The sequence below is a fragment of the Ciceribacter azotifigens genome (assembly GCF_048159625.1).
Lineage (GTDB): Bacteria > Pseudomonadota > Alphaproteobacteria > Rhizobiales > Rhizobiaceae > Allorhizobium > Allorhizobium azotifigens.
This window is the reverse complement of the sequence record NZ_JBLQTA010000005.1, coordinates 125,839-148,380: the sequence shown is the minus strand read 5'-3', so window position 1 is coordinate 148,380 and position 22,542 is coordinate 125,839. Positions and strand designations below refer to the sequence as shown.

The 22,542-nt window shown below is 62.0% G+C and carries 23 protein-coding genes; 20 read left to right on the top strand and 3 right to left on the bottom strand.

The genetic code is table 11. The features are described 5' to 3' along the window. Nucleotides 1–7 precede the first annotated feature (7 nt). Nucleotides 8–742 carry a uroporphyrinogen-III synthase gene (locus ACM6UT_RS10130; RefSeq protein ID WP_416797211.1) on the bottom strand — a complete coding sequence of 245 codons (735 nt, stop codon included), beginning with the start codon at nucleotides 740–742 and terminating at the stop codon, nucleotides 8–10. Nucleotides 743–746: 4 nt separating this feature from the next. Beyond that, nucleotides 747–1,676, bottom strand: coding sequence for a hydroxymethylbilane synthase (gene hemC, locus ACM6UT_RS10125; protein ID WP_416797210.1), 930 nt, complete (start codon nucleotides 1,674–1,676; stop codon nucleotides 747–749). Between the two features lie 72 nt (nucleotides 1,677–1,748). Here hemC and tsaD point away from each other — a divergent pair, with 72 nt between their 5' ends. Genes tsaD through ACM6UT_RS10100 form a run of 5 tightly spaced genes read left to right on the top strand, consistent with a single transcriptional unit; the run spans nucleotide 1,749 to nucleotide 5,253 of the window. Beyond that, complete coding sequence (tsaD, locus tag ACM6UT_RS10120) at nucleotides 1,749–2,846, top strand: tRNA (adenosine(37)-N6)-threonylcarbamoyltransferase complex transferase subunit TsaD (RefSeq protein WP_416797209.1); 1,098 nt, start codon at nucleotides 1,749–1,751, stop codon at nucleotides 2,844–2,846. Beyond that, the gene (locus tag ACM6UT_RS10115; protein ID WP_416797208.1) at nucleotides 2,843–3,832 is read left to right on the top strand and encodes an NAD(P)H-dependent glycerol-3-phosphate dehydrogenase; all 990 of its coding nucleotides are present in this window, start codon (nucleotides 2,843–2,845) and stop codon (nucleotides 3,830–3,832) included. Before tsaD ends, ACM6UT_RS10115 begins: the two co-directional genes overlap by 4 nt. Before the next feature lie 28 nt (nucleotides 3,833–3,860). Beyond that, on the top strand, nucleotides 3,861–4,154 hold the full coding sequence (locus ACM6UT_RS10110) for a YciI-like protein (protein WP_416797207.1): 294 nt from the start codon (nucleotides 3,861–3,863) through the stop codon (nucleotides 4,152–4,154). A 6-nt stretch (nucleotides 4,155–4,160) separates the two neighbouring features. Continuing rightward, nucleotides 4,161–4,592, top strand: a complete 432-nt coding sequence (locus ACM6UT_RS10105) for an EVE domain-containing protein (RefSeq protein WP_416797206.1) — start codon at nucleotides 4,161–4,163, stop codon at nucleotides 4,590–4,592. Between the two features lie 10 nt (nucleotides 4,593–4,602). After that, nucleotides 4,603–5,253: a class I SAM-dependent methyltransferase gene (locus ACM6UT_RS10100; protein ID WP_416797205.1), complete on the top strand. Its 651-nt coding sequence runs from the start codon at nucleotides 4,603–4,605 to the stop codon at nucleotides 5,251–5,253. A gap of 9 nt (nucleotides 5,254–5,262) precedes the next feature. On the opposite strand, the gene ACM6UT_RS10095 is transcribed toward ACM6UT_RS10100, so the two are convergent. Continuing rightward, nucleotides 5,263–5,613, bottom strand: coding sequence for a hypothetical protein (locus tag ACM6UT_RS10095; protein ID WP_416797204.1), 351 nt, complete (start codon nucleotides 5,611–5,613; stop codon nucleotides 5,263–5,265). Nucleotides 5,614–5,913: 300 nt separating this feature from the next. Here ACM6UT_RS10095 and sdhC point away from each other — a divergent pair, with 300 nt between their 5' ends. The 15 genes from sdhC to lpdA all read left to right on the top strand — a co-directional run bounded on the left by sdhC (nucleotide 5,914) and on the right by lpdA (nucleotide 22,503). Further along, nucleotides 5,914–6,309, top strand: a complete 396-nt coding sequence (gene sdhC, locus ACM6UT_RS10090; RefSeq protein WP_416797203.1) for a succinate dehydrogenase, cytochrome b556 subunit — start codon at nucleotides 5,914–5,916, stop codon at nucleotides 6,307–6,309. A gap of 10 nt (nucleotides 6,310–6,319) precedes the next feature. Further along, nucleotides 6,320–6,700, top strand: coding sequence for a succinate dehydrogenase, hydrophobic membrane anchor protein (gene sdhD / locus ACM6UT_RS10085; protein ID WP_416797202.1), 381 nt, complete (start codon nucleotides 6,320–6,322; stop codon nucleotides 6,698–6,700). A 6-nt stretch (nucleotides 6,701–6,706) separates the two neighbouring features. Further along, nucleotides 6,707–8,551 carry a succinate dehydrogenase flavoprotein subunit gene (gene sdhA / locus ACM6UT_RS10080; protein WP_416797201.1) on the top strand — a complete coding sequence of 615 codons (1,845 nt, stop codon included), beginning with the start codon at nucleotides 6,707–6,709 and terminating at the stop codon, nucleotides 8,549–8,551. A gap of 17 nt (nucleotides 8,552–8,568) precedes the next feature. Then, the gene (locus tag ACM6UT_RS10075) at nucleotides 8,569–9,348 is read left to right on the top strand and encodes a succinate dehydrogenase iron-sulfur subunit (RefSeq protein WP_416797200.1); all 780 of its coding nucleotides are present in this window, start codon (nucleotides 8,569–8,571) and stop codon (nucleotides 9,346–9,348) included. A 203-nt stretch (nucleotides 9,349–9,551) separates the two neighbouring features. Next, nucleotides 9,552–10,076, top strand: a complete 525-nt coding sequence (locus ACM6UT_RS10070) for an AprI/Inh family metalloprotease inhibitor (protein WP_416797199.1) — start codon at nucleotides 9,552–9,554, stop codon at nucleotides 10,074–10,076. A 51-nt stretch (nucleotides 10,077–10,127) separates the two neighbouring features. Further along, complete coding sequence (zapE, locus tag ACM6UT_RS10065; protein WP_416797198.1) at nucleotides 10,128–11,291, top strand: cell division protein ZapE; 1,164 nt, start codon at nucleotides 10,128–10,130, stop codon at nucleotides 11,289–11,291. A gap of 178 nt (nucleotides 11,292–11,469) precedes the next feature. Next, nucleotides 11,470–12,432: a malate dehydrogenase gene (mdh, locus tag ACM6UT_RS10060; RefSeq protein WP_416797196.1), complete on the top strand. Its 963-nt coding sequence runs from the start codon at nucleotides 11,470–11,472 to the stop codon at nucleotides 12,430–12,432. Nucleotides 12,433–12,463: 31 nt separating this feature from the next. Continuing rightward, nucleotides 12,464–13,657: an ADP-forming succinate--CoA ligase subunit beta gene (gene sucC, locus ACM6UT_RS10055; protein WP_416797195.1), complete on the top strand. Its 1,194-nt coding sequence runs from the start codon at nucleotides 12,464–12,466 to the stop codon at nucleotides 13,655–13,657. A gap of 17 nt (nucleotides 13,658–13,674) precedes the next feature. Beyond that, complete coding sequence (sucD, locus tag ACM6UT_RS10050; RefSeq protein ID WP_129333895.1) at nucleotides 13,675–14,577, top strand: succinate--CoA ligase subunit alpha; 903 nt, start codon at nucleotides 13,675–13,677, stop codon at nucleotides 14,575–14,577. A 165-nt stretch (nucleotides 14,578–14,742) separates the two neighbouring features. After that, complete coding sequence (locus tag ACM6UT_RS10045) at nucleotides 14,743–17,727, top strand: 2-oxoglutarate dehydrogenase E1 component (protein WP_416797194.1); 2,985 nt, start codon at nucleotides 14,743–14,745, stop codon at nucleotides 17,725–17,727. A 62-nt stretch (nucleotides 17,728–17,789) separates the two neighbouring features. Then, on the top strand, nucleotides 17,790–19,019 hold the full coding sequence (odhB, locus tag ACM6UT_RS10040; RefSeq protein ID WP_416797193.1) for a 2-oxoglutarate dehydrogenase complex dihydrolipoyllysine-residue succinyltransferase: 1,230 nt from the start codon (nucleotides 17,790–17,792) through the stop codon (nucleotides 19,017–19,019). A 166-nt stretch (nucleotides 19,020–19,185) separates the two neighbouring features. After that, a complete protein-coding gene (locus ACM6UT_RS10035; protein WP_416797328.1) occupies nucleotides 19,186–19,827 on the top strand; it encodes a LysE family transporter in 642 nt (213 codons plus the stop codon). 1 nt (nucleotide 19,828) lies between these two features. Continuing rightward, nucleotides 19,829–20,323 (top strand): hypothetical protein, encoded by a 495-nt coding sequence (locus ACM6UT_RS10030; protein ID WP_416797192.1) that lies wholly within the window; start codon nucleotides 19,829–19,831, stop codon nucleotides 20,321–20,323. Beyond that, on the top strand, nucleotides 20,320–21,072 hold the full coding sequence (locus ACM6UT_RS10025) for an SDR family oxidoreductase (RefSeq protein WP_416797191.1): 753 nt from the start codon (nucleotides 20,320–20,322) through the stop codon (nucleotides 21,070–21,072). The genes ACM6UT_RS10030 and ACM6UT_RS10025 overlap by 4 nt, the downstream gene beginning before the upstream one ends. Before the next feature lie 24 nt (nucleotides 21,073–21,096). Then, complete coding sequence (lpdA, locus tag ACM6UT_RS10020; protein ID WP_416797190.1) at nucleotides 21,097–22,503, top strand: dihydrolipoyl dehydrogenase; 1,407 nt, start codon at nucleotides 21,097–21,099, stop codon at nucleotides 22,501–22,503. The last annotated feature ends 39 nt before the right edge of the window (nucleotides 22,504–22,542 follow it).

Below are 22,542 nucleotides of genomic sequence, written 5' to 3'. Positions count from 1 at the left end.
TTTGCGCCTAAGGAAGGGGTTCCAGCAACGCCAGAAGCGCCGTTTCGTCGGGTGATGTCGCCACGAATGCCTTTTCATGGAATTCGGGAGGAATGGCGTTGAGTACATTGCTGCTGAGGCAGCAAAAGCGCATGTCTAGCAACGTCTCGCCTGCGCCGGAGGTTTCTGCTGCGGCTAAAAACCGCTTCGCGGTCTCCGCCGAATAGAGAAGTACGACGTCAATCCGGCCACTTTCGAAGATGCGCCGGAGCGCGTCCGGTGCGTCCTCGGCGGGCTTCATCTCGTAGCATTCCGCGACCGTGACCTGGATGCTGTCCTCGGCGAGGCGGGCTTCGAAGCCGGGTGCCCGCGGTGTGCCGGTGAGATAGAGGAGAACACCGCATTGCTTTGTCTCCCTTAGGTGAGCGCTGACGGAGGTCGCGAGAGCGGCCCCATCTCCGGCTGCGGCGGTGACGTTTGTAAAGCCCAACTTCCGCGCAGCATCGGCAGAGGCCTCGCCGACTGCGAAAACCGGTTCGGCGAGAAAGGGTTTCAGGCGATCTGCGAGCACCGAGAGCGTTCGGACCGCCTCCGCGCTCGTGATGGCGATGGCTGCATGGGGAAGGACAAGGGCGGCGAGCGCCTTCTCCGGATGGCGGATCGGTGTGCTCATCGGCAGAAGGACGGGTTCATGACCAAGTGCCCGCAGCTTCGCGGCCGTCTTTTCTCCTGCGTCCAAAGGACGGGTCACGAGGACGCGCATCGGGTCAGGTCCAGTCGACGAAAAAGCCGCTGCCTGCCCTGCTCCGGATCGTCTCGCCGGCAGTCCGTCCGATGACAGCGGCTTCACTTGCCTTGCCTTTGGCGCGGATCTCATGGAACTGCGCACCGTCCGGTGTGAGAATCATGCCATGGAAGGCGATATGCGGACCTTCGACCTTCGCCAGTCCTGCGATCGGTGTCCGGCAGGAGCCGTCGAGGGCGGCAAGGAAGCCGCGCTCGCAGCTGACCGCGGTCCATGTGATCGGATCATTGACGGCGGAGACCAGGTCGTCTGTCCGCTTGTCGCCCAGCCGGCTTTCGATACAGATCGCGCCTTGGGCGGGTGCCGGCGGGAAGTGTTCCGGGTCAAGGACTTCGGTTGCGACGTCAGCCTTGCCCAGCCGATTCAATCCCGCCATGGCAAGCAGTGTCGCGTCTGCTTCGCCCTCGGCGAGCTTCCGCAGGCGTGTATCGACCTGGCCACGAAAGATGGTGACGTTGAGGTCGGGGCGCAGGTGGCGGATTAGCGCCTGGCGGCGGAGCGAGGCCGAGCCCACCACGGCGCCGGATGGAAGATCCATGAGTGTCGGAGCCGTCTTTCCGACGAAGGCGTCGCGAACATCTTCTCGTGGCAGGAAAGCGGATATGTAGAGGCCTTGTGGCAGGAGTGTCGGCATGTCCTTCGACGAATGCACGGCGAGATCGAGACGTCCGTCGGCGAGCTGTTCTTCCAGTTCCGCCGTGAAGAGGCCCTTGCCGCCGATGGCTGCCAGCGCCCGATCCTGAATCCGGTCGCCCTGCGTCGAGAGCGCGACGATCTCGAACATCTCCTCCGGCAGGCCATGCGCTTCCATCAATCGTCTGCGGGTTTCATGAGCCTGAGCGAGCGCAAGCGGACTGCCCCGGGTTCCGATTCGGAAAGGTTTTGTTTGCATCCGATTTCATCCGTTGTTACCGACGTTCCTCGTAAACGGGTTTCCCGACCACCGCAATTAACGATCAGTTCCATGGGTTCCTTTCTTCGCATCCTCGGCATCGAAACCAGCTGTGACGAGACGGCAGCGTCCATCGTCCTGCGTCATGACGACGGGCGCGGCGAGATTGCTGCCGACGTCGTGCTCAGCCAGCTCGACGAGCACAGCGCCTATGGCGGTGTCGTGCCGGAGATTGCCGCCCGTGCGCATGTCGAGGCGCTCGATACGTTGATTGAGGAGGCGCTGGCGCGCACCGGCACGTCTCTCGGCGACATCGACGCCGTTGCCGCAACCGCAGGTCCCGGCCTCATCGGCGGCCTGATCGTCGGCCTCATGACCGGCAAGGCGATTGCAAGGGCCCTGTCGAAGCCGCTCTATGCCATCAACCACCTCGAAGGTCATGCGCTGACCGCAAGGCTGACCGACGGACTTTCCTTTCCCTATCTGATGCTTCTGGTGTCGGGAGGGCATACACAGCTCGTCCTGGTGCGCGGTGTAGGGCAGTACGAACGTTGGGGCACGACGATCGACGACGCACTGGGCGAAGCCTTCGACAAGACGGCGAAACTACTCGGGCTTCCTTATCCGGGCGGGCCGGCCGTCGAGCAGGCGGCGGCAGCCGGCAATCCGAGGCGTTTCGATTTCCCCCGGCCGCTGGTGGGCGAGACGCGACTCGATTTCTCCTTTTCCGGTCTGAAGACGGCCGTGCGCCAGGCTGCGGAGACCATCGCACCCGTCACCGAGCAAGACATCTCGGATATCTGTGCCTCGTTCCAGCGGGCGATTTCCCGGACGCTTGATGATCGTATCGGTCGCGGCCTCGCGCGCTTTTCCTCCGAATTTCCAGCTCTTGGCCACCCACCTGCGCTTGTCGTCGCGGGCGGCGTTGCCGCAAATCAGGAATTACGCCGCACTTTGCAAACCCTTTGCGAGCGGCACGGCTTCCGCTTTGTGGCGCCGCCGCTTCGCCTCTGTACCGACAATGCCGCCATGATCGCCTGGGCCGGGCTCGAACGCATGGCTGCCGGCTTTGCCGCTGATCCGCTGGACGTGCAGCCGCGGTCGCGCTGGCCGCTCGACAGCAGCGCAGAGGTGCGGATCGGTCATGGAAAGCGTGGGGCAAAGGCATGAGTGACGGGCACCGGATCGCCGTCGTCGGGGCGGGAGCGTTCGGAACCGCACTCGCTGCGGTCATCGCGCTCGAAGGAAGATCCGAGGTAACGCTCCTCGGACGCGATCCGTCACTGATGGCGGATTTGCGTGCCGACGGCATGCACAATGCAGCGTTGCCGGGTATCCATCTGCCGGACGCGCTCCAATATTCGGCGGAACCGGAGATCCTCGCCGGCGCCGAAACCGTGCTCTTTGCAATGCCGTCGCAGGCGCAGGCCGACGCCGCCGCGCAATTCGGCCCGTACCTTGCCCCCGGCGCGACAGTGGTTACTTGTGCCAAGGGTATCGATCGCGGCACTTCACGGCTGCTCACCGAAGTCCTCGAAGCGGTGCTGCCGCATCATCCGGTTGCGGTTCTCTCGGGGCCCGGCTTCGCTGCCGATATTGCCCGGGGGCTGCCGACGGCGATGGCCATCGCCGCGGCAGATCTTGCCGCTGCAGAGCGGCTGGCCTACGCCATTTCCGGGCGAACCTTTCGGCTATACGCATCTTCCGACCGAACGGGCGTTCAGCTCGGCGGGGCGCTCAAGAACGTGCTCGCCATCGCTTGCGGCATCGTCGAAGGCATGGGACTGGGTGATTCCGCTCGCGCGGCATTGATCGCACGAGGGCTGGCCGAGATGTCACGCCTTGTCGAGGCGCTCGGTGGCCGCGGCAGCACCGTCCAAGGCCTTTCGGGGCTCGGCGATCTCGTGCTGACTGCCACCAGTCACCAGTCGCGAAACCTGCGTTTCGGCATCTCGCTCGGCAAGGGAGAACCTCCGGATTTTGCGCGCGGCGACCTTGTCGAAGGTGCGTTTGCGGCGGCTGTCGCTGCCCGCCTCGCCGAAGGACATGGGATCAGCATGCCGATCACCAGGGCGGTCGCCGAAATCATCGAGGGCAGGCTCGATATTCCGTCCGCCATCGAGCAACTGATGACCCGTCCGATCACTACAGAATAGACCAAGTTCCCTCACGAAGGAGTAGCCGATGCTTTTTGCCGTTCTTTGCCGCGACAAGCCCAACCACCTCAACGTCCGCATGGAGACGCGTCCCGCACATCTTGAATGGCTGAACGGGCTGAATGCCGAAGGTGTTCTGAAGATTGGCGGGCCTTTCCTCGATGACAATGGCAAGCCGTGCGGCTCCATGCTGCTCATAGCGGCGGAAGACATGGCGGGTGCGAAAAAGGTTGCCGCGCAGGATCCCTATGCTGCTGCCGGTCTCTTCGAAACCGTGGAGATCAAGGCCTACAACTGGGTCTTCAACAATCCGGAGGCATGACGGCGGATGGCTTACTGGCTCTTCAAATCCGAACCCTTCAAATGGTCATGGGACATGCAGAAGGCCAAGGGTGAGGTCGGCGAAGAATGGACCGGTGTGCGCAACTATCTGGCACGCAATAACATGCGTGCGATGAAGATCGGCGACAAAGGGTTCTTCTATCACTCGAACGAGGGACTTGAGGTCGTCGGCATCGTCGAGGTTTGTGCTCTCTCGCACCCCGATTCGACGGCTGAAGGTGATCCGCGGTGGGATTGCGTCGACATCCGTGCCGTTATCGACATGCCGAAGCCGGTTTCATTGAAGGATATCAAGGCGAACGAGAAGCTCTCGAAGATGTCGCTGGTGACGTCGATGCGTCTCTCCGTTCAGCCGGTGACGGAGGAGGAATATCTCGAAGTCTGCCGTATGGGTAAACTCGATAACCCGCCGCATTGAGGCCGTTTCCTTGAAAACCGACCCTGAGCGCTTCATTCGTGCCAATACATCGCTGCTGGCGCCGCCGCACGTGCCCGAGGTCCGGCTTCACCTTGCGAGCGAAGTGCACGATCTCTGGCTCAAGACCGAAGACGAACTCCAAGAGATCGGTCTGCCGCCGCCTTTCTGGGCCTTTGCCTGGGCGGGCGGGCAGGGGCTTGCCCGGTATGTGCTGGACCATCGGGAAACCGTCGCCGGCAAACGTGTCCTCGACTTTGCAAGTGGGTCGGGGCTTGTGGCGATCGCAGCCAGGCTCGCCGGCGCGGAAAGTGTCGTGGCGGCCGACATCGATCCCTGGGCGGAAACGGCGATCCGCCTGAACGCGGACGCGAACGGCGTCGCGATCGAATTCACCGGAAGGAACCTGATTGGCGAGACGCTGGAGAGTGACGTCGTCCTTGCCGGCGACGTTTTCTATGACAGTGGCTTTGCGGCGGCACTAATTCCCTGGCTCGATCGCCTTGCAGGGGCGGGCGTCGAGGTGCTGGTCGGAGATCCCGGCAGAAGCTACCTGCCAAAGGAGCGGCTGACGGCACTCGCTTCGTACCGGGTGCCGGTGACGAGGGCGCTCGAAGACAGCGAGATCAAGAACACGACGGTCTGGCGATTTACGCCACAGTGACTGCGCTGCTCAGGGCCTGATGACGCAGACCCCGGCTTCGTAGCGGCAGGCGCTTTCCATGGACTTCTTGTCCGCGGTGATGTTCGCGTTCACGTCGATGATGAGCGCCTTCGGAGCGAGATGGAACGGAGCCGGCCTATAGGTCGAACGCTCGACCATGAAGTAAATCCCGTTTCCACGGATGCGCAGCGCGGAAACATCCCCCGCATATGTTCCGATGCCCGGCAACACCGATGGAAGGCCCGAGCCGGCGACGACGCCCGGATTCGGCTGGTGTCGGCCGCGTGCCTCAAGTTCGCCTGCCGAAAAGACAAACATGGCTGTCGCAATAATGGCGCCCGTTCGCTTCAGCGTCGCCATGGTGTTCTCCGGTGACTCGACATGTTAAGAAATGTTTAACGGCACCATGGCGCAAAATCGTAGCAAAGTCATCCCGCACCTTGTTTTTCGCTCTTTGAGAGAACGTGTCGACGTTCGTGCGACCAAGGTCTAAGCTCTCGTTCGTCCGAATCGATTAAAATCCATGCGGACCGCAATTGTGCTTGTCGTGCCGCCTTCTGGTGAGTAAACGTCGCCCTGACGCAATGCACTGCAGCAGGCGGTTGCATGGCGCTGGGGACAGTCCTGATCAGGACCGCATTAGAACGCCGCGAGGTTCAGATGGCGAATGTGACAAACAAGCGGCCGTTGTCGCCGCATCTGCAAATCTACAAGCCGATCCCGACCATGGTGATGTCGATTCTGCATCGCGTCACCGGTGGTGCGCTCTATTTCGGCACCTTGCTGGTCGCGTGGTGGCTGATTGCGGCGTCCTCCGGCGCCACCTACTTCGAGTGGGTCAGCTGGTTCATGGGTACCCTCCTCGGTCGCCTGATTTTGTTCGGTTACACCTGGGCGCTCGTCCATCACATGCTTGGCGGCCTTCGCCACCTGCTCTGGGACATGGGTTACGGTTTCGAAAAGAGTTTTTCGACGAAGCTCGCCAAGGCAAATCTCATCGGCTCGATCCTTCTCACCCTCGTGATCTGGGTCATCGGCTACATGGTCCGCTTCTGAGGTGAACGACATGGATATGCGCACTCCACTCAGTAAGGTTCGGGGCCTCGGCTCTGCGAAGGACGGCACCACGCACTTCTGGCGCCAGCGCCTCACATCAGTTGCCGGCATCCCGCTCCTGATCTTCTTCATCCTCTTCCTCGTCGCCTACAACGGGGCTCCCTACGCCGAAGTCGTCGGCGCGCTGTCCAATCCCGTCGTTGCGGTGATCATGGCTTTGACGGTGATCAGCAGTCTCATCCATATGCGACTGGGCATGCAGGTGATCATCGAGGACTATGTTCACGCTGAAGGCATGAAGATCATCCTTCTGATGCTCAACACGTTCTTTGCGGTTATCGTCGGCGGCCTCTGTCTTTTCGCCATCTTGAAGATCGCTTTCGTAGGATAATTCATCATGGCACCGAACAGTTCTCCCGCCCAAGGCGGCAAGGCATACAAGTACGTCGATCATTCTTATGACGTGATCGTTGTCGGCGCCGGCGGCGCCGGTCTTCGCGCGACGCTCGGCATGGCGGAACAGGGCTTCAAGACCGCCTGTATCACGAAGGTCTTCCCGACCCGCTCGCACACTGTTGCAGCGCAGGGTGGCATCGCCGCCTCGCTGACCAACATGACGCCCGACTGCTGGCAGTGGCACCTCTACGATACCGTCAAGGGCTCCGACTGGCTCGGCGACGTCGACGCGATGCAGTATCTTGCCATGGAAGCGCCGAAGGCCGTCTATGAACTCGAGCACTATGGCGTGCCGTTCTCGCGCAACGAGGAAGGTAAGATCTACCAGCGCCCGTTCGGCGGCCATATGCAGAACTACGGCGAAGGCCCGCCGGTGCAGCGTACCTGCGCGGCCGCGGACCGGACCGGCCACGCGATCCTCCACACGCTCTACGGCCAGTCGTTGCGCAACAACGCGGAGTTCTTCATCGAGTACTTCGCCCTCGACCTCATCATGTCGGATGATGGCCGCTGCACAGGCGTGGTCGCCTGGAACCTCGACGACGGAACGATCCATCGCTTTGCCGCCAAAATGGTCGTGCTTGCGACCGGCGGTTACGGCCGCGCCTACTTCTCGGCGACCTCGGCGCACACCTGCACCGGTGACGGCGGCGGCATGATCTCGCGTGCAGGCCTGCCGCTTCAGGACATGGAATTTGTGCAGTTCCACCCGACCGGCATCTACGGCGCCGGCTGCCTGATTACCGAGGGCGCACGCGGCGAAGGCGGCTATCTCGTCAACTCCGAGGGCGAGCGCTTCATGGAGCGTTACGCGCCGTCGGCGAAGGACCTTGCCTCCCGCGACGTCGTCTCCCGTTGCATGACGCTGGAGATCCGCGAAGGCCGCGGTGTGGGCAAGAACAAGGATCACATCTACCTGCATCTCGATCATCTGGATCCGGCCGTTCTGCACGAGCGCCTGCCGGGCATTTCCGAGAGCGCGAAGATCTTCGCGGGCGTCGACGTGACCCGCGAGCCGATCCCGGTTCTGCCGACCGTTCACTACAACATGGGCGGTATCCCGACGAACTATTGGGGCGAAGTCCTGAATGCCGACAGCCAAAACCCGGAACGCGTCGCGCCCGGCCTGATGGCCGTTGGCGAGGCCGGCTGTGCCTCGGTGCACGGCGCGAACCGCCTGGGTTCGAACTCGCTGATCGACCTCGTGGTCTTCGGCCGTGCCGCCGCGATCCGCGCCGGTCAGGTGATCGACAAGTCCGAGCCGGTCCCGGCTCTCAATACGGCTGCCTGCGACAGGATCATGGAGCGCTTCGACCGCATTCGCTTCGCCTCCGGCGCAACGCCGACGGCGGTCGCTCGCGACAAGATGCAGCGCGCCATGCAGGAAGACGCCGCCGTGTTCCGCACGCAGGAAGCGCTGGAATCCGGCTGCCGCCGCATTTCGGCGATCTGGAAGGGCGAGTTGCAGGATGTCAAGGTCACCGACCGCTCCCTGGTCTGGAACTCCGATCTGGTCGAAACGCTGGAACTCCACAACCTCATGGCCAATGCGATCACGACCGTCCATGGCGCCGAAGCGCGCAAGGAGAGCCGTGGTTCGCACGCTCGCGAGGACTACGCGACCGGTCCGCTCGGTGGACGAGACGACGTCAACTGGCGCAAGCATACGCTCGCCTGGGTGAGCGAAGCGGGCGAGGTCAAGCTCGACTACCGTCCGGTTCACACCGACCTCATCGCCGAGGGCATCGATCCGCAGAAGATCGCGCCGAAGGCGCGCGTCTACTGATCTGAGAGGAACAGGACATGGTTGAACTCGCTCTTCCCAAGAACTCGCAGATCACTGAAGGCAAAGTCTGGCCGAAGCCGGAGGGTGCCAAGAACCTGCGGGAGTATCGAATCTACCGCTGGAGTCCGGACGACGGACAGAATCCGCGCATCGATACGTACTATATCGACGTCGACAACTGCGGCCCGATGGTTCTCGATGGTCTGCTGTACATCAAGAACAACATCGATCCGACGCTGACGCTCCGCCGCTCCTGTCGCGAAGGCATCTGCGGCTCGTGTGCGATGAATATCGACGGCACCAACACGCTCGCCTGCACGAAGGGCATGGACGAGATCGGCGGTACGGTGAAGGTTTATCCGCTGCCGCACATGCCGGTGGTCAAGGACCTCGTGCCGGATCTCACCAATTTCTATGCCCAGCATCGCTCGATCGAGCCGTGGCTGAAGACCGTCTCTCCTCCGCCGGCCAAGGAATGGAAGCAGAGCCACGAGGACCGTCTGAAGCTCGACGGCCTCTATGAGTGCATTCTCTGCGCCTGCTGCTCGACCTCCTGTCCGAGCTACTGGTGGAACGGAGACCGTTATCTCGGTCCGGCCGTCCTGCTGCAGGCCTATCGCTGGCTCATCGACAGCCGCGACGAAGCGACCGGCGAGCGTCTCGATAACCTGGAAGACCCCTTCCGGCTCTATCGCTGCCACACGATCATGAATTGTACGCAGACCTGCCCGAAGGGGCTCAATCCGGCGAAGGCGATCGCCGAGATCAAGAAGATGATGGTCGAGCGCCGCGTCTGATCGGCGCCGATTTAAGCGTACTGAACGGGTCGCATCCGAAAGGATGTGACCCGTTCACGTATTCGGCATCGGTCGACGCCCGGTTGCAGAAGCGAATGGATCGTAATATTTGAGTGCCGACTTGATTTGAAAGGTCGCTGGCGATAATTCCGCCGTGTTCCTGCGCGATTGACCCAATGAAGCGGATGAACGGGAGTATCGATATGAAATTCAAATATGCCGCGACGGGTGTTGCTGTCGTGCTTTCACTTGCTGGCTGCCAGCGGACCTCTTACAGCGGTCTCGACAACTCGTCGTCATCGCTGCCGCCGTTGCAGGCCCAGCCGGTGCCGTCGGTACAGTCCGGTCAGCTTCCGCCACCCGGTGGGGCAACCGATTCATCGCAGTTCCCCGCAGCCCCCGCCGGCGCGCCGACTTCGGTCGCTGCTGCGGCGCCCGCGACCGCTCTCGACGTCACCAAGGAGTCGATGGTCGGCAACTGGCGCGTCACGAATGCGGGCGCGTCGTGCGATATGTTCCTGACACTCACCAATCTCGGTTCCGGTTCGCGCGGAGGCACGCGCGGCTGTGCCGGCCCGCTGACGACCATGGGTTCCTGGGAAGTCGAGGGCAAGCAGGTCGTTCTGAAGGATCGCAACGGTAACGTGATCGGTCGGCTCTACAAGACGGCGGATGCCCGTTTCGACGGAACGACGAACAACGGCCAGCCGGTCAGCCTCAGCCGTTAGTCCCAATTCTGGAGCGGGCCCAGCCTTCCTCGTTCCCGCTCGGAGCATCATATGCAGCCCATTCCCGATTATGCGCACAGCGTCTGCGAGCACTTGCGCTCGCAGGCCGCCGCCGGCTTGTTGCAGGCCGATTCCGCCCAGATGGAGGTTGCGCAGTCTCTCGACAACATTCTGTTTGACCTGAGGCAGCAGCGCCCTGCGGCAAAGTCGAGCGCGCTCGGCTGGATGTTCGCCCGCAAGAAGAAGCCCGTCGGTACACGACGTGGCCTCTACGTCCATGGTAGTGTCGGGCGCGGTAAGACAATGCTCATGGACCTCTTCTTCAAGTTTGCCCCGGTGGAGAAGAAGCGTCGCGCGCATTTTCACGAGTTCATGGCAGATGTCCACGCACGTATTCACGCCCATCGTGTGAAACTGAAGAACGGAGAGACGCGGCAGGCCGACCCGGTTCCTCCAGTGGCGGCCGCCCTGCGCGAGGAAGCGGAGTTGCTCTGCTTCGACGAGTTCGCCGTCACCGACATTGCCGACGCGATGATCCTGTCACGGCTTTTCACGGAGCTCTTCTCGCGAGGCTGCATTCTTGTCGCCACCTCGAACGTGGAGCCGGATAGTCTCTACCGGGACGGACTCAACCGCGGCCTCTTCCTTCCCTTCGTCGCGCTTCTGAAACGGCACGTCGACGTCGTCAGCCTCGACTCGCCGACCGACTACCGAATGGAGAAGAACCAGCACCTGCCGGTCTATGTGACGCCGCTTGACGAGCGAGCCGATCTCGCGATGAATGCGGCCTGGCATAGTCTCGTTGCCGGCAGAGCCGAGGGGCCGGTGGAGATCGAGAGAAGCGGGCGGTCTGTCCACGTCCCTCACGCTGCCGGCAGGATGGCGCGGTTTACCTTCGCCGACCTTTGCGAAAAACCGCTCGGCGCATCGGACTATCTCGAGATCGCCAAGAGGTTCGACACGATCTTCCTCGAGCACGTACCTCTTCTCAGTCCCGAGAAGCGAAACGAGACGAAGCGGTTCATCATCTTGATCGACGCTCTCTACGATCATTCGGTGCGATTGTTCGTGTCTGCCGCGGCTGTCCCGGAGGAGTTGTTGGTGGTGCGAAAGGGAACGGAGGGCTTCGAGTTCGACCGCACGGTTTCGCGCCTCTTCGAGATGCGGAGCGCCGACTATCTTGCACTGCACAAGCGGCAGCGTTCGGAAATGTGACGATCTCAAGTCGAAAAATCTTACGTTTACGTAAGAAAATAATGATCTAACCGATTGAAAATCCTATCTCCAAAAGAATCGGTTGCGGTTCTGCGCGCTTTTGTCTATGCGATCTGACGCAACGGTCGGCATAAAGCCAATGTCTGCCCGGGTTTTGGATCTAGAAGGAAGCTCTTCAATGGCGCGCAAAAAGATCGCACTTATCGGTTCTGGAATGATCGGTGGCACGCTGGCACATCTCGCCGGCCTCAAGGAACTGGGCGATATCGTCCTGTTCGACATTGCCGACGGTATTCCGCAGGGCAAGGGGCTGGACATTGCGGAGTCCGCGCCGGTTGAGGGCTTCAATGCGAAGCTTACGGGCGCCAGCGATTATGCCGCTATTGAAGGTGCGGACGTCTGCATCGTGACCGCCGGTGTCGCCCGCAAGCCGGGCATGAGCCGCGACGATCTGCTCGGCATCAACCTGAAGGTCATGGAGCAGGTCGGTTCCGGCATCAAGAAGTATGCGCCGAACGCCTTCGTGATCTGCATCACCAACCCGCTCGACGCCATGGTGTGGGCGCTGCAGAAGTTTTCGGGTCTGCCCAAGAATATGGTCGTCGGCATGGCCGGCGTACTCGACAGCGCACGCTTCCGCCACTTCCTCTCTGAAGAATTCAACGTTTCGGTCCAGGACGTTACCGCCTTCGTTCTGGGCGGTCACGGTGACAGCATGGTGCCGCTCGCCCGCTACTCGACCGTTGCCGGCATTCCGCTCACCGATCTCGTCAAGATGGGCTGGGTCACCAAGGAACGCCTCGAAGAAATCATCCAGCGCACCCGTGACGGCGGCGCCGAAATCGTAGGCCTGCTGAAGACCGGTTCTGCCTATTATGCACCGGCCGCTTCGGCGATCGAAATGGCCGAGTCCTACCTCAAGGACAAGAAGCGCGTTCTGCCCTGCGCGGCTCATCTTTCCGGCCAGTACGGCGTCAAGGACATGTATGTCGGCGTGCCGACCATCATCGGTGCGGGTGGCGTCGAGCGCGTCATTGAGATCGACCTCAACAAGGCGGAAGAGGAAGCCTTCCAGAAGTCTGTCGGCGCCGTCGCCGGTCTCTGCGAAGCCTGCATCAATATTGCCCCGGCGCTGAAGTAACCGCCGCGACCCATCAAACAGGGACAAGACGATGAACATTCATGAATACCAGGCCAAGGCTCTCCTGAAGGGCTACGGCGCACCGGTTGCCGAAGGTGTTGCCATCCTCAAGGTGGAAGAAGCCGAAGCTGCCGCGAAGAAGCTTCCCGGGCCGCTCTACGTGGTCAAGAGCCAGATCCACGCCGGTGGCCGCGGCAAGGGCAAGTTCAAGGAACTCGGTCCCGACGCCAAGGGCGGCGTCCGCCTCGCCAAGTCGATCGACGAAGTCGTCGCGCATGCCAAGGAAATGCTCGGCAACACGCTGGTGACGGCACAGACCGGCGAGGCCGGCAAGCAGGTCAACCGCCTCTATATCGAAGACGGTGCCGACATTGCCCGCGAACTCTACTGTTCGCTGCTGGTCGACCGTTCGGTCGGTCGCGTTGCCTTCGTCGTGTCGACCGAAGGCGGCATGGACATCGAGGCGGTTGCGCACGACACGCCGGAAAAGATCCACACGATTGCGATCGACCCGGAAGCCGGCGTCACCGCATCGGATATCGCCAAGATCGCAAAGGCGCTCGAACTTGAAGGTGCCGCTGCGGAAGACGCTAAGTCGCTGTTCCCGGCGCTCTACAAGGCCTTCGACGAGAAGGACATGTCGCTCCTCGAGATCAACCCGCTGATCGTCATGAAGAACGGCCACCTGCGCGTCCTCGACGCCAAGGTCTCCTTCGACGGCAACGCGCTGTTCCGCCATGACGACGTCCGCGCCCTGCGCGACGAAACCGAAGAAGATGCGAAGGAAATCGAGGCCTCCAAGTGGGATCTCGCCTATGTCGCGCTCGATGGCAACATCGGCTGCATGGTCAACGGTGCCGGTCTCGCCATGGCGACGATGGACATCATCAAGCTCTACGGCGCCGAGCCTGCCAATTTCTGCGACGTCGGCGGTGGCGCCGGCAAGGAGAAGGTGGCTGCGGCCTTCAAGATCATCACGGCCGACCCGAGGGTCGAGGGCATCCTCGTCAACATCTTCGGCGGCATCATGAAATGCGACGTCATCGCCGAAGGCGTGATCGCCGCAGTGAAGGAAGTTGGCCTGAAGGTTCCGCTCGTCGTGCGCCTCGAAGGCACCAATGTCGAACTTGGCAAGAAGCTCCTGAACGAATCCGGCCTCGCGATCACAGCGGCCGACGATCTGGACGACGCTGCCAAGAAGATCGTCGCGGCGATCAACGGCTAATTGAAGGACCGGAACATATGTCCATTCTCGTAAACAAGAACACCAAGGTCCTCGTGCAGGGCCTGACCGGCAAGACCGGCACCTTCCACACCGAACAGGCGCTCGCCTACTACGGCACGCAAATGGTCGGCGGTATCCATCCGAAGAAGGGTGGTGAAACCTGGACGGGTTCCAAGGGCGAAACTCTGCCGATCTTCGCGACCGTCGCCGAAGGCAAGGAAAAGACCGGCGCCGACGCGACCGTGATCTACGTTCCGCCGGCAGGCGCTGCCGACGCGATCATCGAGGCGATCGAAGCCGAGATCCCGTTCATCACCTGCATCACCGAGGGTATCCCGGTCATGGACATGGTGCGGGTGAAGGCCAGGCTCGACAAGTCGAAGTCGCGTCTGCTCGGACCGAACTGCCCGGGCATCCTGACTCCGGAAGAGTGCAAGATCGGCATCATGCCGGGCTCGATCTTCCGCAAGGGTTCGGTCGGTATCGTTTCGCGCTCCGGCACGCTGACCTATGAGGCCGTGTTCCAGACTTCGAACGAGGGCCTCGGCCAGACGACGGCAGTCGGCATCGGCGGCGACCCGGTCAAGGGCACCGAGTTCATCGACGTCCTGGAAATGTTCCTCGCCGACGAGGCCACGACGTCGATCATCATGATCGGTGAAATTGGCGGCTCGGCCGAGGAGGACGCCGCCCAGTTCCTGATCGACGAAGCCAAGAAGGGTCGCAAGAAGCCGATGGCAGGCTTCATCGCCGGCCGCACGGCGCCGAAGGGCCGCACCATGGGCCATGCCGGTGCGGTCGTTTCCGGCGGCAAGGGTGATGCGGAATCGAAGATCGCCGCGATGGAAGCTGCAGGCATCAAGGTATCGCCTTCGCCGGCGCGTCTCGGCAAGACTCTGGTCGAAGTCCTGAAGGGCTGACCTATCTAAGGCAATAGGCCGGGCAAGGGGAGATCAGAAATCCCTTTGCCCGGATCAGGCATTTCCGCCACTGCGGTTGCGGATCGCATCGAGAGTGGCAAAGCGGCGGGCCGGTTTCCGGCCATCACCACAAGTGGGAGGCGGGCGCGAAAGCCCGCGAACAGTATGGCAAGGCAAGAAGCCAACGAGCAGTTCCTGATCACGTCGTTCCTCGACGGATCGAACGCAGCCTATATCGAGCAGCTTTATGCGCGTTACGAGGACGATCCGGCCTCTGTGCCGGCCGAATGGCAGTCCTTCTTCAAAGCGCTGGACGACAAGCCTGAAGACGTGAAGAAGGCGGCAGCCGGGGCATCCTGGCAGCGCAAGAACTGGCCGATTGCGGCTAACGGCGAGCTCGTATCCGCACTCGACGGCAACTGGGGTCTGGCCGAGAAGGCCATCGAAACCAAGGTCAAGGCGAAGGCTGCAGCGGCTGGAACGCCGCTCAGCGAAGCCGAAATCATGCAGGCGACACGGGATTCCGTCCGCGCCATCATGATGATCCGCGCTTATCGCATGCGCGGTCACCTCCATGCCAACCTCGATCCGCTCGGCCTTGCCGCTCCGGTCGAGGACTATAACGAGCTCTCGCCCGCGGCCTACGGCTTCACCGACGCCGACTACAGCCGCAGGATCTTCATCGACAACGTTCTGGGGCTGGAATATGCCACGATCCCGGAAATGCTCGATATCCTGAAGCGGACCTATTGCTCGACGCTCGGTGTCGAGTTCATGCACATTTCCAACCCGGAAGAGAAGGCCTGGATCCAGGAGCGCATCGAAGGCCCGAACAAGGGCGTCGAGTTTACGGCAAACGGCAAGAAGGCCATCTTGTCCAAGCTCATCGAGGCGGAAGGCTTCGAGCAGTTCATCGACGTCAAGTACAAGGGTACGAAGCGTTTCGGCCTCGACGGTGGTGAATCGCTTATCCCGGCGCTAGAGCAGATCATCAAGCGCGGTGGTCAGGAGGGCCTCGAGGAAATCGTTCTCGGCATGGCCCATCGCGGACGCCTGAACGTACTCACCAACGTGATGGCCAAGCCGCATCGCGCCGTGTTCCACGAATTCAAGGGTGGTTCGTTCAAGCCCGACGAAGTCGAAGGCTCTGGCGACGTCAAGTACCACCTCGGTGCTTCGTCCGACCGCGAATTCGACGGCAACAAGGTACACCTGTCGCTGACGGCCAACCCGTCGCATCTCGAGATCGTCAACCCGGTCGTCATGGGCAAGGCCCGCGCCAAGCAGGACCAACTCGCCAAGGTCTGGGAGGGCGACATCATCCCGCTCAAGGAGCGGTCGAAGGTTCTGCCGCTCCTGCTGCACGGCGATGCGGCCTTCGCCGGCCAGGGCGTCGTTGCGGAAATCCTCGGCCTTTCCGGCCTGCGTGGTCACCGCGTCGCCGGCACCATGCACTTCATCATCAACAATCAGATCGGCTTCACGACCAATCCGGCCTTCTCGCGTTCGTCCCCCTATCCGTCGGATGTTGCGAAGATGATCGAGGCGCCGATCTTCCACGTGAACGGCGACGATCCGGAGGCGGTGGTCTATGCGGCAAAGGTCGCGACCGAATTCCGCATGAAGTTCCACAAGCCGGTCGTGGTCGACATGTTCTGTTACCGCCGCTTCGGTCACAACGAAGGCGACGAGCCGGCGTTCACCCAGCCGAAGATGTACAAGGCGATACGCGCCCACAAGACGGTCGTACAGCTCTACGCAGAGCGCCTGATCGCCGAGGGGCTGATCACCGAAGGCGAATTCGAGAAGATGAAGGCCGACTGGCGCGCGCATCTCGAACAGGAGTTCGAGGCGGGGCAGGCCTACAAGCCGAACAAGGCCGACTGGCTGGACGGCGTCTGGTCGGGTCTGAGGACTGCTGACAACGCAGACGAACAGCGTCGCGGCAAGACCTCGGTCCCGATGAAGGCTCTGAAGGAGATCGGGCGCAAGCTTTCGACGATCCCGGAAGGTTTCAAGGCACATCGCACCATCCAGCGCTTCATGGACAACCGGGCGCAGATGGTCGAGACCGGCGAAGGGATCGACTGGGCGATGGCCGAAGCGCTCGCTTTCGGTTCGCTCTGCCTCGACGGGCACAAGATCCGCCTCTCGGGCCAGGATTGCGAACGCGGCACCTTCTCGCAGCGTCATTCGGTGCTCTACGACCAGGAGACCGAGGAGCGCTACATTCCGCTCGCCAATCTGTCGCCGACCCAGGCGCGCTACGAAGTCATCAACTCGATGCTTTCGGAAGAGGCAGTGCTCGGCTTCGAATACGGCTACTCGCTTGCCCGTCCGAACGCTCTGACGCTCTGGGAAGCGCAGTTCGGTGACTTCGCCAACGGCGCCCAAGTGGTCTTCGACCAGTTCATCTCCTCCGGCGAACGCAAGTGGCTCCGCATGTCCGGCCTCGTCTGCCTTCTGCCGCACGGCTACGAAGGGCAGGGGCCTGAGCATTCGTCCGCCCGTCTGGAGCGCTTCCTGCAGCTTTGCGCCGAAGACAACATGCAGGTCGCCAACGTCACGACGCCGGCGAACTATTTCCATATCCTGCGCCGGCAGATGAAGCGCGACTTCCGCAAGCCGCTGATCCTGATGACGCCGAAGTCGCTGCTGCGCCACAAGCGTGCGATCTCGTCGCTTTCGGAGATGGCGGGCGAGTCGTCGTTCCACCGTCTGCTGTGGGACGATGCCGAAGTCATCAAGGACGGCCCGATCAAGCTGCAGAAGGACAACAAGATCCGCCGGGTCGTCATGTGCACGGGCAAGGTCTATTACGACCTGCTCGAGGAGCGCGAGAAGCGCGGCATCGACGACATCTACCTCCTGCGCATCGAGCAGCTCTATCCGTTCCCGGCCAAGGCTCTCATCAACGAGCTGTCGCGCTTCCGGAACGCGGAAATGGTCTGGTGCCAGGAAGAGCCGAAAAACATGGGTGCGTGGTCGTTCATCGATCCGTATCTCGAATGGGTGCTTGCTCATATCGACGCCAAGTACCAGCGTGTCCGCTATACCGGGCGCCCTGCAGCTGCCTCGCCGGCAACCGGCCTCATGTCGAAGCACCTGGCACAGCTCGAAGCATTCCTCGAGGACGCGCTGGGGGGCTGACGCTCCCCACGCTCAACCGACCCATTCGATAGAAACCGATAACTGATCAACGGAATTAAATCATGGCCACAGAAATCCGAGTCCCCACCCTGGGCGAGTCCGTCAGTGAAGCCACGGTCGGCACCTGGTTCAAGAAGGTTGGCGATACCGTTAAGGCCGACGAGCCTCTCGTTGAACTTGAAACCGACAAGGTAACCGTCGAGGTGCCGGCTCCGGCTTCCGGCGTCCTCACCGAGATCGTCGCCGCGAACGGCGAGACTGTCGGTCTCGGCGCACTTCTCGGTCAGATCGCCGAAGGTGCCGCTGGTGCAGCCACGGCTGCTTCCGCTCCGGCAGCCGCTCCCGCTGCAGCGCCGAGCGCTGCCCCGGCCACCGCCGCTCCCGCGGCCTCCGTCTCCGCGATGCCGGCTGCGCCGGCTGCCGCCAAGATGCTCGCCGAGAGCAATCTCTCGGCCGACCAGGTCGAAGGCAGCGGTAAGCGTGGCCAGATCCTGAAGGGCGATGTCATCGCCGCGGTCGCAAAGGGCGTTTCCGCGCCTGCTGCCGCTTCGGCTCCGGCAGCACCGCGCGCTCCGTCGGCTGCGGAAGATGCCAGCCGCGAGGAACGCGTCAAGATGACCCGCCTGCGCCAGACCATCGCGCGCCGCCTGAAGGATGCGCAGAACACGGCCGCCATGCTCACCACCTACAACGAGGTGGACATGAAGGCGGTCATGGACCTGCGCAACAAGTACAAGGACATCTTCGAGAAGAAGCATGGCGTGAAGCTCGGCTTCATGGGCTTCTTCACCAAGGCCGTCACGCACGCGCTCAAGGAACTGCCGGCGGTCAACGCCGAGATCGACGGCACCGACATCATCTACAAGAATTACGCCCATATCGGCGTCGCCGTCGGCACCGACAAGGGCCTTGTCGTGCCGATCGTGCGCGACGCCGACCAGATGTCGATCGCCGAGATCGAGAAGGAAATCGGCCGCCTCGGCAAGGCCGCCCGTGATGGCGCGCTCTCCATGGCCGACATGCAGGGCGGCACCTTCACCATCTCGAACGGCGGTGTCTACGGTTCGCTGATGTCCTCGCCGATCCTGAATGCGCCGCAGTCGGGTATCCTCGGCATGCACAAGATCCAGGAGCGTCCGGTCGCCATCGGCGGTCAGGTCGTTATCCGCCCGATGATGTATCTGGCGCTTTCCTATGACCACCGCATCGTCGACGGCAAGGAAGCGGTGACCTTCCTCGTCCGCGTCAAGGAAAGCCTGGAAGATCCGGAGCGTCTCGTTCTCGATCTCTAAGGACAAAGACGGGGCGCCTCCGGCGCCCCGTTGTTTCCGCGGGTGGCCGTCTTGCGTCGCATCTGGGTCGGCAGAGTGCCTAACGATCTTCAGCCGGGGTGTCGCAGTGGATCGCCTGCTGCTAGAGTCGCAGTGACGTTTTCCGGATGCGGAGTTCCTTTCGATGATGCAGCAGTACCTTCTAGAGCTCCTCTCGCTGATGGCGATCTTCTCCTTTGCCATTGTCTCTCCGGGTGCGGACCTCGCGATGGTCATCCGCCAGTCGCTGGTACATGGCCGGCGGGCGGCAATCATTACCAGCTTCGGCATCGGCGTATCGCTGATGGTCCACGTTGCCTACACGATCCTCGGCCTCGGCCTGGTCATCTCGAAGTCCATTCTGCTCTTCAACGTCATCAAGTGGTGCGGCGTCGCCTATCTCGTCTATATCGGCGTGCAGGCGCTGCGCGCGGGCGAGGCGAGTGTCGGTCCGGCGGAGGCGACGGAGGCGGATGCCGAAAAGCGGCAGTCGGGTATCAAGGCCTTTGGCCTCGGCTTCATGGCGAACGCGCTCAATCCAAAGGCCGTCTTCTTCTTTCTTTCGATCTTCTCGGCGGTGGTCAGCCACGAGACGCCGGGGCTGGTGAAACTCGGCTACGGCGTCGTCATGGCGGCCTGCCTGATCGCCTGGTTCGTGGGTGTCTCCTTCTTCATGACGACTCCGCGGATGCGCGCGGCGTTTTCTCGGGCGAGCAAATGGATCAATCGAACCTCTGGTCTCGTCTTCATCGCCTTCGGGCTGAAGCTTGCAGCAGCAAAGGCGAGCTGACATGCCGGGCATGAGGTCCGTCCCGATCGTCGCGTTCTCGCTCTTGGGCGCGCAGTCGCTCGCGGCTGCCGAATGCCCGATCGAGAAGGCGATTTACAGGGAACCGGAGGTGCGCGCCGAGTTGCGGTTTGCGCCTGCCAATGGTGAGAATTCGCCCCTCAGTCATCGTTTCTCCCTTGTCCTCGGTGGCAAGCACTTCGATGGGCATGTGATGTACGACCCCGAGATAGAGCGGCCGGTTGCGATGGTGCTCAACAACTGCCCGGAAGGAGACGTTACGGGCGCCGATATTGCGGCATGCACCGTCTGGCGTGGAATCATCTACGCGGGAGACCAGCGGAACGGTCGCATCGACCTGCTGCCGTCCGAAGGAGAGCCGGCGGCGCCAGCGATCGTATTGCCCGGTTTCGGGCCGGCATGGATGGCGTCGTCCGCGGGTAAGTCTGCCGACGCAATGCCATGGGATGTCTTTTCCCTGGAGGGATGCGACCAATGAGTGACGGGCCGGTTCTTCTGATCACGGGTGCGAGTCGCGGCATCGGAGCGGCCGTGGCGCGCAAAGCCGCCGGGCTCGGCTGGCAGGTACTGATCAACTACGTCTCGCAAGAAGGTGCCGCCTTGGCTCTCGCTGAAGAGATTGCGGCTACCGGCGGTGTTGCCGACGTCGTTCAGGGCGATACCGGTACCGAAGAAGGCATTTCGGCGATTTACGCGAAACTCGACGCGCGCTTTGGCCGCCTCGACGGGCTGGTCAACAATGCCGGCATCGTCGACGTGTCCGCCCGCGTCGAGTATTTCAGCCGTGAGAGGCTCGAGCGCATGTTCGCCATCAATGTGATCGGCAAGATTCGTTGCGCCGCCGAGGCGGTAAAGCGCATGTCGACGAACAGTGGCGGCCGAGGCGGTGCCATCGTCAACGTCTCGTCGATGGCGGCGGTTCTCGGCAGTGCGGGTCAATACGTGGACTATGCCGCATCGAAAGGTGCGATCGACACCTTCACCGTTGGCCTCGCGCGCGAGGTGGCCGACGAGGGCATCCGCGTCAATGCCGTTCGGCCAGGCATCATCGAGACCGATATCCACGCGTCCGGGGGCATTCCCGATCGGGCAAGTGCACTTGCTCCGAGGATTCCCATGCAGCGTCCCGGAAAGCCCGATGAGGTCGCTGATGCGATCCTTTATCTCCTCTCCAGCCAGGCATCTTATGTGACTGGCTCCATTTTGAATGTCAGCGGCGGACGATAGTCGCCGAATACGAAGGAAGCAGTCATGTCTTATGATGTCATCATTATCGGATCCGGCCCCGGCGGTTATGTGTGTGCAGTCAAGGCGGCACAACTCGGCCTGAAGGTCGCCGTCGTCGAAAAGCGCGCGACCTACGGCGGGACCTGCCTCAATGTCGGCTGCATCCCGTCGAAAGCGCTCCTGCACGCGTCGGAAATGTATCACCATGCGGCCCATGGCATGGATGCGCTCGGCGTCGAGCTTGCAGCTCCCAAGCTCAACCTCGCAAAGATGATGGCGCACAAGGACGCGACCGTGAAGTCGAATGTCGAGGGGGTCTCGTTCCTGTTCAAGAAGAACAAGATCGATGGTGTCCAGGGTACGGGGAAGATTCTCGCCGCGGGCAAGGTCGAGGTCACCAACGACAAGGGTGAGACGCAGGTTCTCGAGACCAAGAACATCATCATCGCGACCGGATCCGAGGTTGCCGGCATTCCGGGCGTTCAGGTCGACATCGACGAGAAGGTGATCGTTTCCTCGACGGGCGGTATCGCGCTCGACAAGGTGCCCGCCAAGATGATCGTCGTCGGTGGTGGCGTGATCGGCCTCGAACTCGGTTCGGTCTGGTCGCGCCTCGGCGCGAAGGTTACCGTCGTCGAGTACCTAGACAACATTCTCGGCGGCATGGACGGCGAAGTATCGAAGCAGTTCCAGCGCATGCTGGCCAAGCAGGGCATGGAATTCAATCTCGGCGCCAAGGTCACGGGCGTAGAGAAGACCGACAAGGGCGCGAAGGTCACCTTCGAACCGGTCAAGGGCGGTGAGGCGCAGACGCTCGAAGCGGATGTCGTGCTGGTCGCCACCGGCCGCAAACCCTACACCGCCGGTCTCGGGCTGGAAGAAGCCGGTGTCGCGCTTGACAATCGCGGACGCGTCGAGATCGACGGCCACTTCCGCACCAACGTCGCCGGAATCTATGCGATCGGCGACGTCGTCCGCGGTCCGATGCTCGCCCACAAGGCCGAGGACGAGGGTGTCGCGCTGGCGGAAATCCTCGCCGGACAGCACGGCCATGTGAACTATGACGTCATCCCCGGCGTCGTCTACACCCAGCCGGAAGTCGCCTCCGTCGGCAAAACGGAGGAAGAACTGAAGGCTGCCGGCGTTGCGTACAAGGTCGGCAAGTTCCCCTTCAGCGCCAACGGACGTGCTCGTGCGATGCTGGCAACCGACGGCTTCGTGAAGGTGCTGGCAGACGCTGCAACTGATCGCGTTCTCGGTGTCCACATCATTGGTTTCGGTGCCGGCGAGATGATCCACGAAGCCGCCGTTCTGATGGAATTCGGTGGCTCGTCGGAGGATCTCGGCAGGACCTGCCATGCGCATCCGACGATGTCGGAAGCCGTCAAGGAAGCGGCGCTCGCTACCTTCTTCAAGCCGATCCATATGTGACGTACACGCTGGATTAAATGTTCTTCACAATAGAAGCCG

Excerpts from the sequence above, each read along its gene's own strand:
- mdh (WP_416797196.1), top strand. The coding sequence starts at position 11,470 with ATGGCGCGCAAAAAGATCGCACTTATCGGTTCTGGAATGATCGGTGGC.
- sdhA (WP_416797201.1), top strand. The coding sequence starts at position 6,707 with ATGGCACCGAACAGTTCTCCCGCCCAAGGCGGCAAGGCATACAAGTAC.
- lpdA (WP_416797190.1), top strand. The coding sequence starts at position 21,097 with ATGTCTTATGATGTCATCATTATCGGATCCGGCCCCGGCGGTTATGTG.
- sucD (WP_129333895.1), top strand. The coding sequence starts at position 13,675 with ATGTCCATTCTCGTAAACAAGAACACCAAGGTCCTCGTGCAGGGCCTG.
- ACM6UT_RS10105 (WP_416797206.1), top strand. The coding sequence starts at position 4,161 with ATGGCTTACTGGCTCTTCAAATCCGAACCCTTCAAATGGTCATGGGAC.
- ACM6UT_RS10025 (WP_416797191.1), top strand. The coding sequence starts at position 20,320 with ATGAGTGACGGGCCGGTTCTTCTGATCACGGGTGCGAGTCGCGGCATC.
- ACM6UT_RS10070 (WP_416797199.1), top strand. The coding sequence starts at position 9,552 with ATGAAATTCAAATATGCCGCGACGGGTGTTGCTGTCGTGCTTTCACTT.
- ACM6UT_RS10115 (WP_416797208.1), top strand. The coding sequence starts at position 2,843 with ATGAGTGACGGGCACCGGATCGCCGTCGTCGGGGCGGGAGCGTTCGGA.
- ACM6UT_RS10035 (WP_416797328.1), top strand. The coding sequence starts at position 19,186 with ATGCAGCAGTACCTTCTAGAGCTCCTCTCGCTGATGGCGATCTTCTCC.
- sdhD (WP_416797202.1), top strand. The coding sequence starts at position 6,320 with ATGGATATGCGCACTCCACTCAGTAAGGTTCGGGGCCTCGGCTCTGCG.
- sdhC (WP_416797203.1), top strand. The coding sequence starts at position 5,914 with ATGGCGAATGTGACAAACAAGCGGCCGTTGTCGCCGCATCTGCAAATC.
- zapE (WP_416797198.1), top strand. The coding sequence starts at position 10,128 with ATGCAGCCCATTCCCGATTATGCGCACAGCGTCTGCGAGCACTTGCGC.
- hemC (WP_416797210.1), bottom strand. The coding sequence starts at position 1,676 with ATGCAAACAAAACCTTTCCGAATCGGAACCCGGGGCAGTCCGCTTGCG.
- ACM6UT_RS10110 (WP_416797207.1), top strand. The coding sequence starts at position 3,861 with ATGCTTTTTGCCGTTCTTTGCCGCGACAAGCCCAACCACCTCAACGTC.
- tsaD (WP_416797209.1), top strand. The coding sequence starts at position 1,749 with ATGGGTTCCTTTCTTCGCATCCTCGGCATCGAAACCAGCTGTGACGAG.
- ACM6UT_RS10095 (WP_416797204.1), bottom strand. The coding sequence starts at position 5,613 with ATGGCGACGCTGAAGCGAACGGGCGCCATTATTGCGACAGCCATGTTT.
- ACM6UT_RS10045 (WP_416797194.1), top strand. The coding sequence starts at position 14,743 with ATGGCAAGGCAAGAAGCCAACGAGCAGTTCCTGATCACGTCGTTCCTC.
- ACM6UT_RS10030 (WP_416797192.1), top strand. The coding sequence starts at position 19,829 with ATGCCGGGCATGAGGTCCGTCCCGATCGTCGCGTTCTCGCTCTTGGGC.
- odhB (WP_416797193.1), top strand. The coding sequence starts at position 17,790 with ATGGCCACAGAAATCCGAGTCCCCACCCTGGGCGAGTCCGTCAGTGAA.
- ACM6UT_RS10075 (WP_416797200.1), top strand. The coding sequence starts at position 8,569 with ATGGTTGAACTCGCTCTTCCCAAGAACTCGCAGATCACTGAAGGCAAA.
- ACM6UT_RS10130 (WP_416797211.1), bottom strand. The coding sequence starts at position 742 with ATGCGCGTCCTCGTGACCCGTCCTTTGGACGCAGGAGAAAAGACGGCC.
- sucC (WP_416797195.1), top strand. The coding sequence starts at position 12,464 with ATGAACATTCATGAATACCAGGCCAAGGCTCTCCTGAAGGGCTACGGC.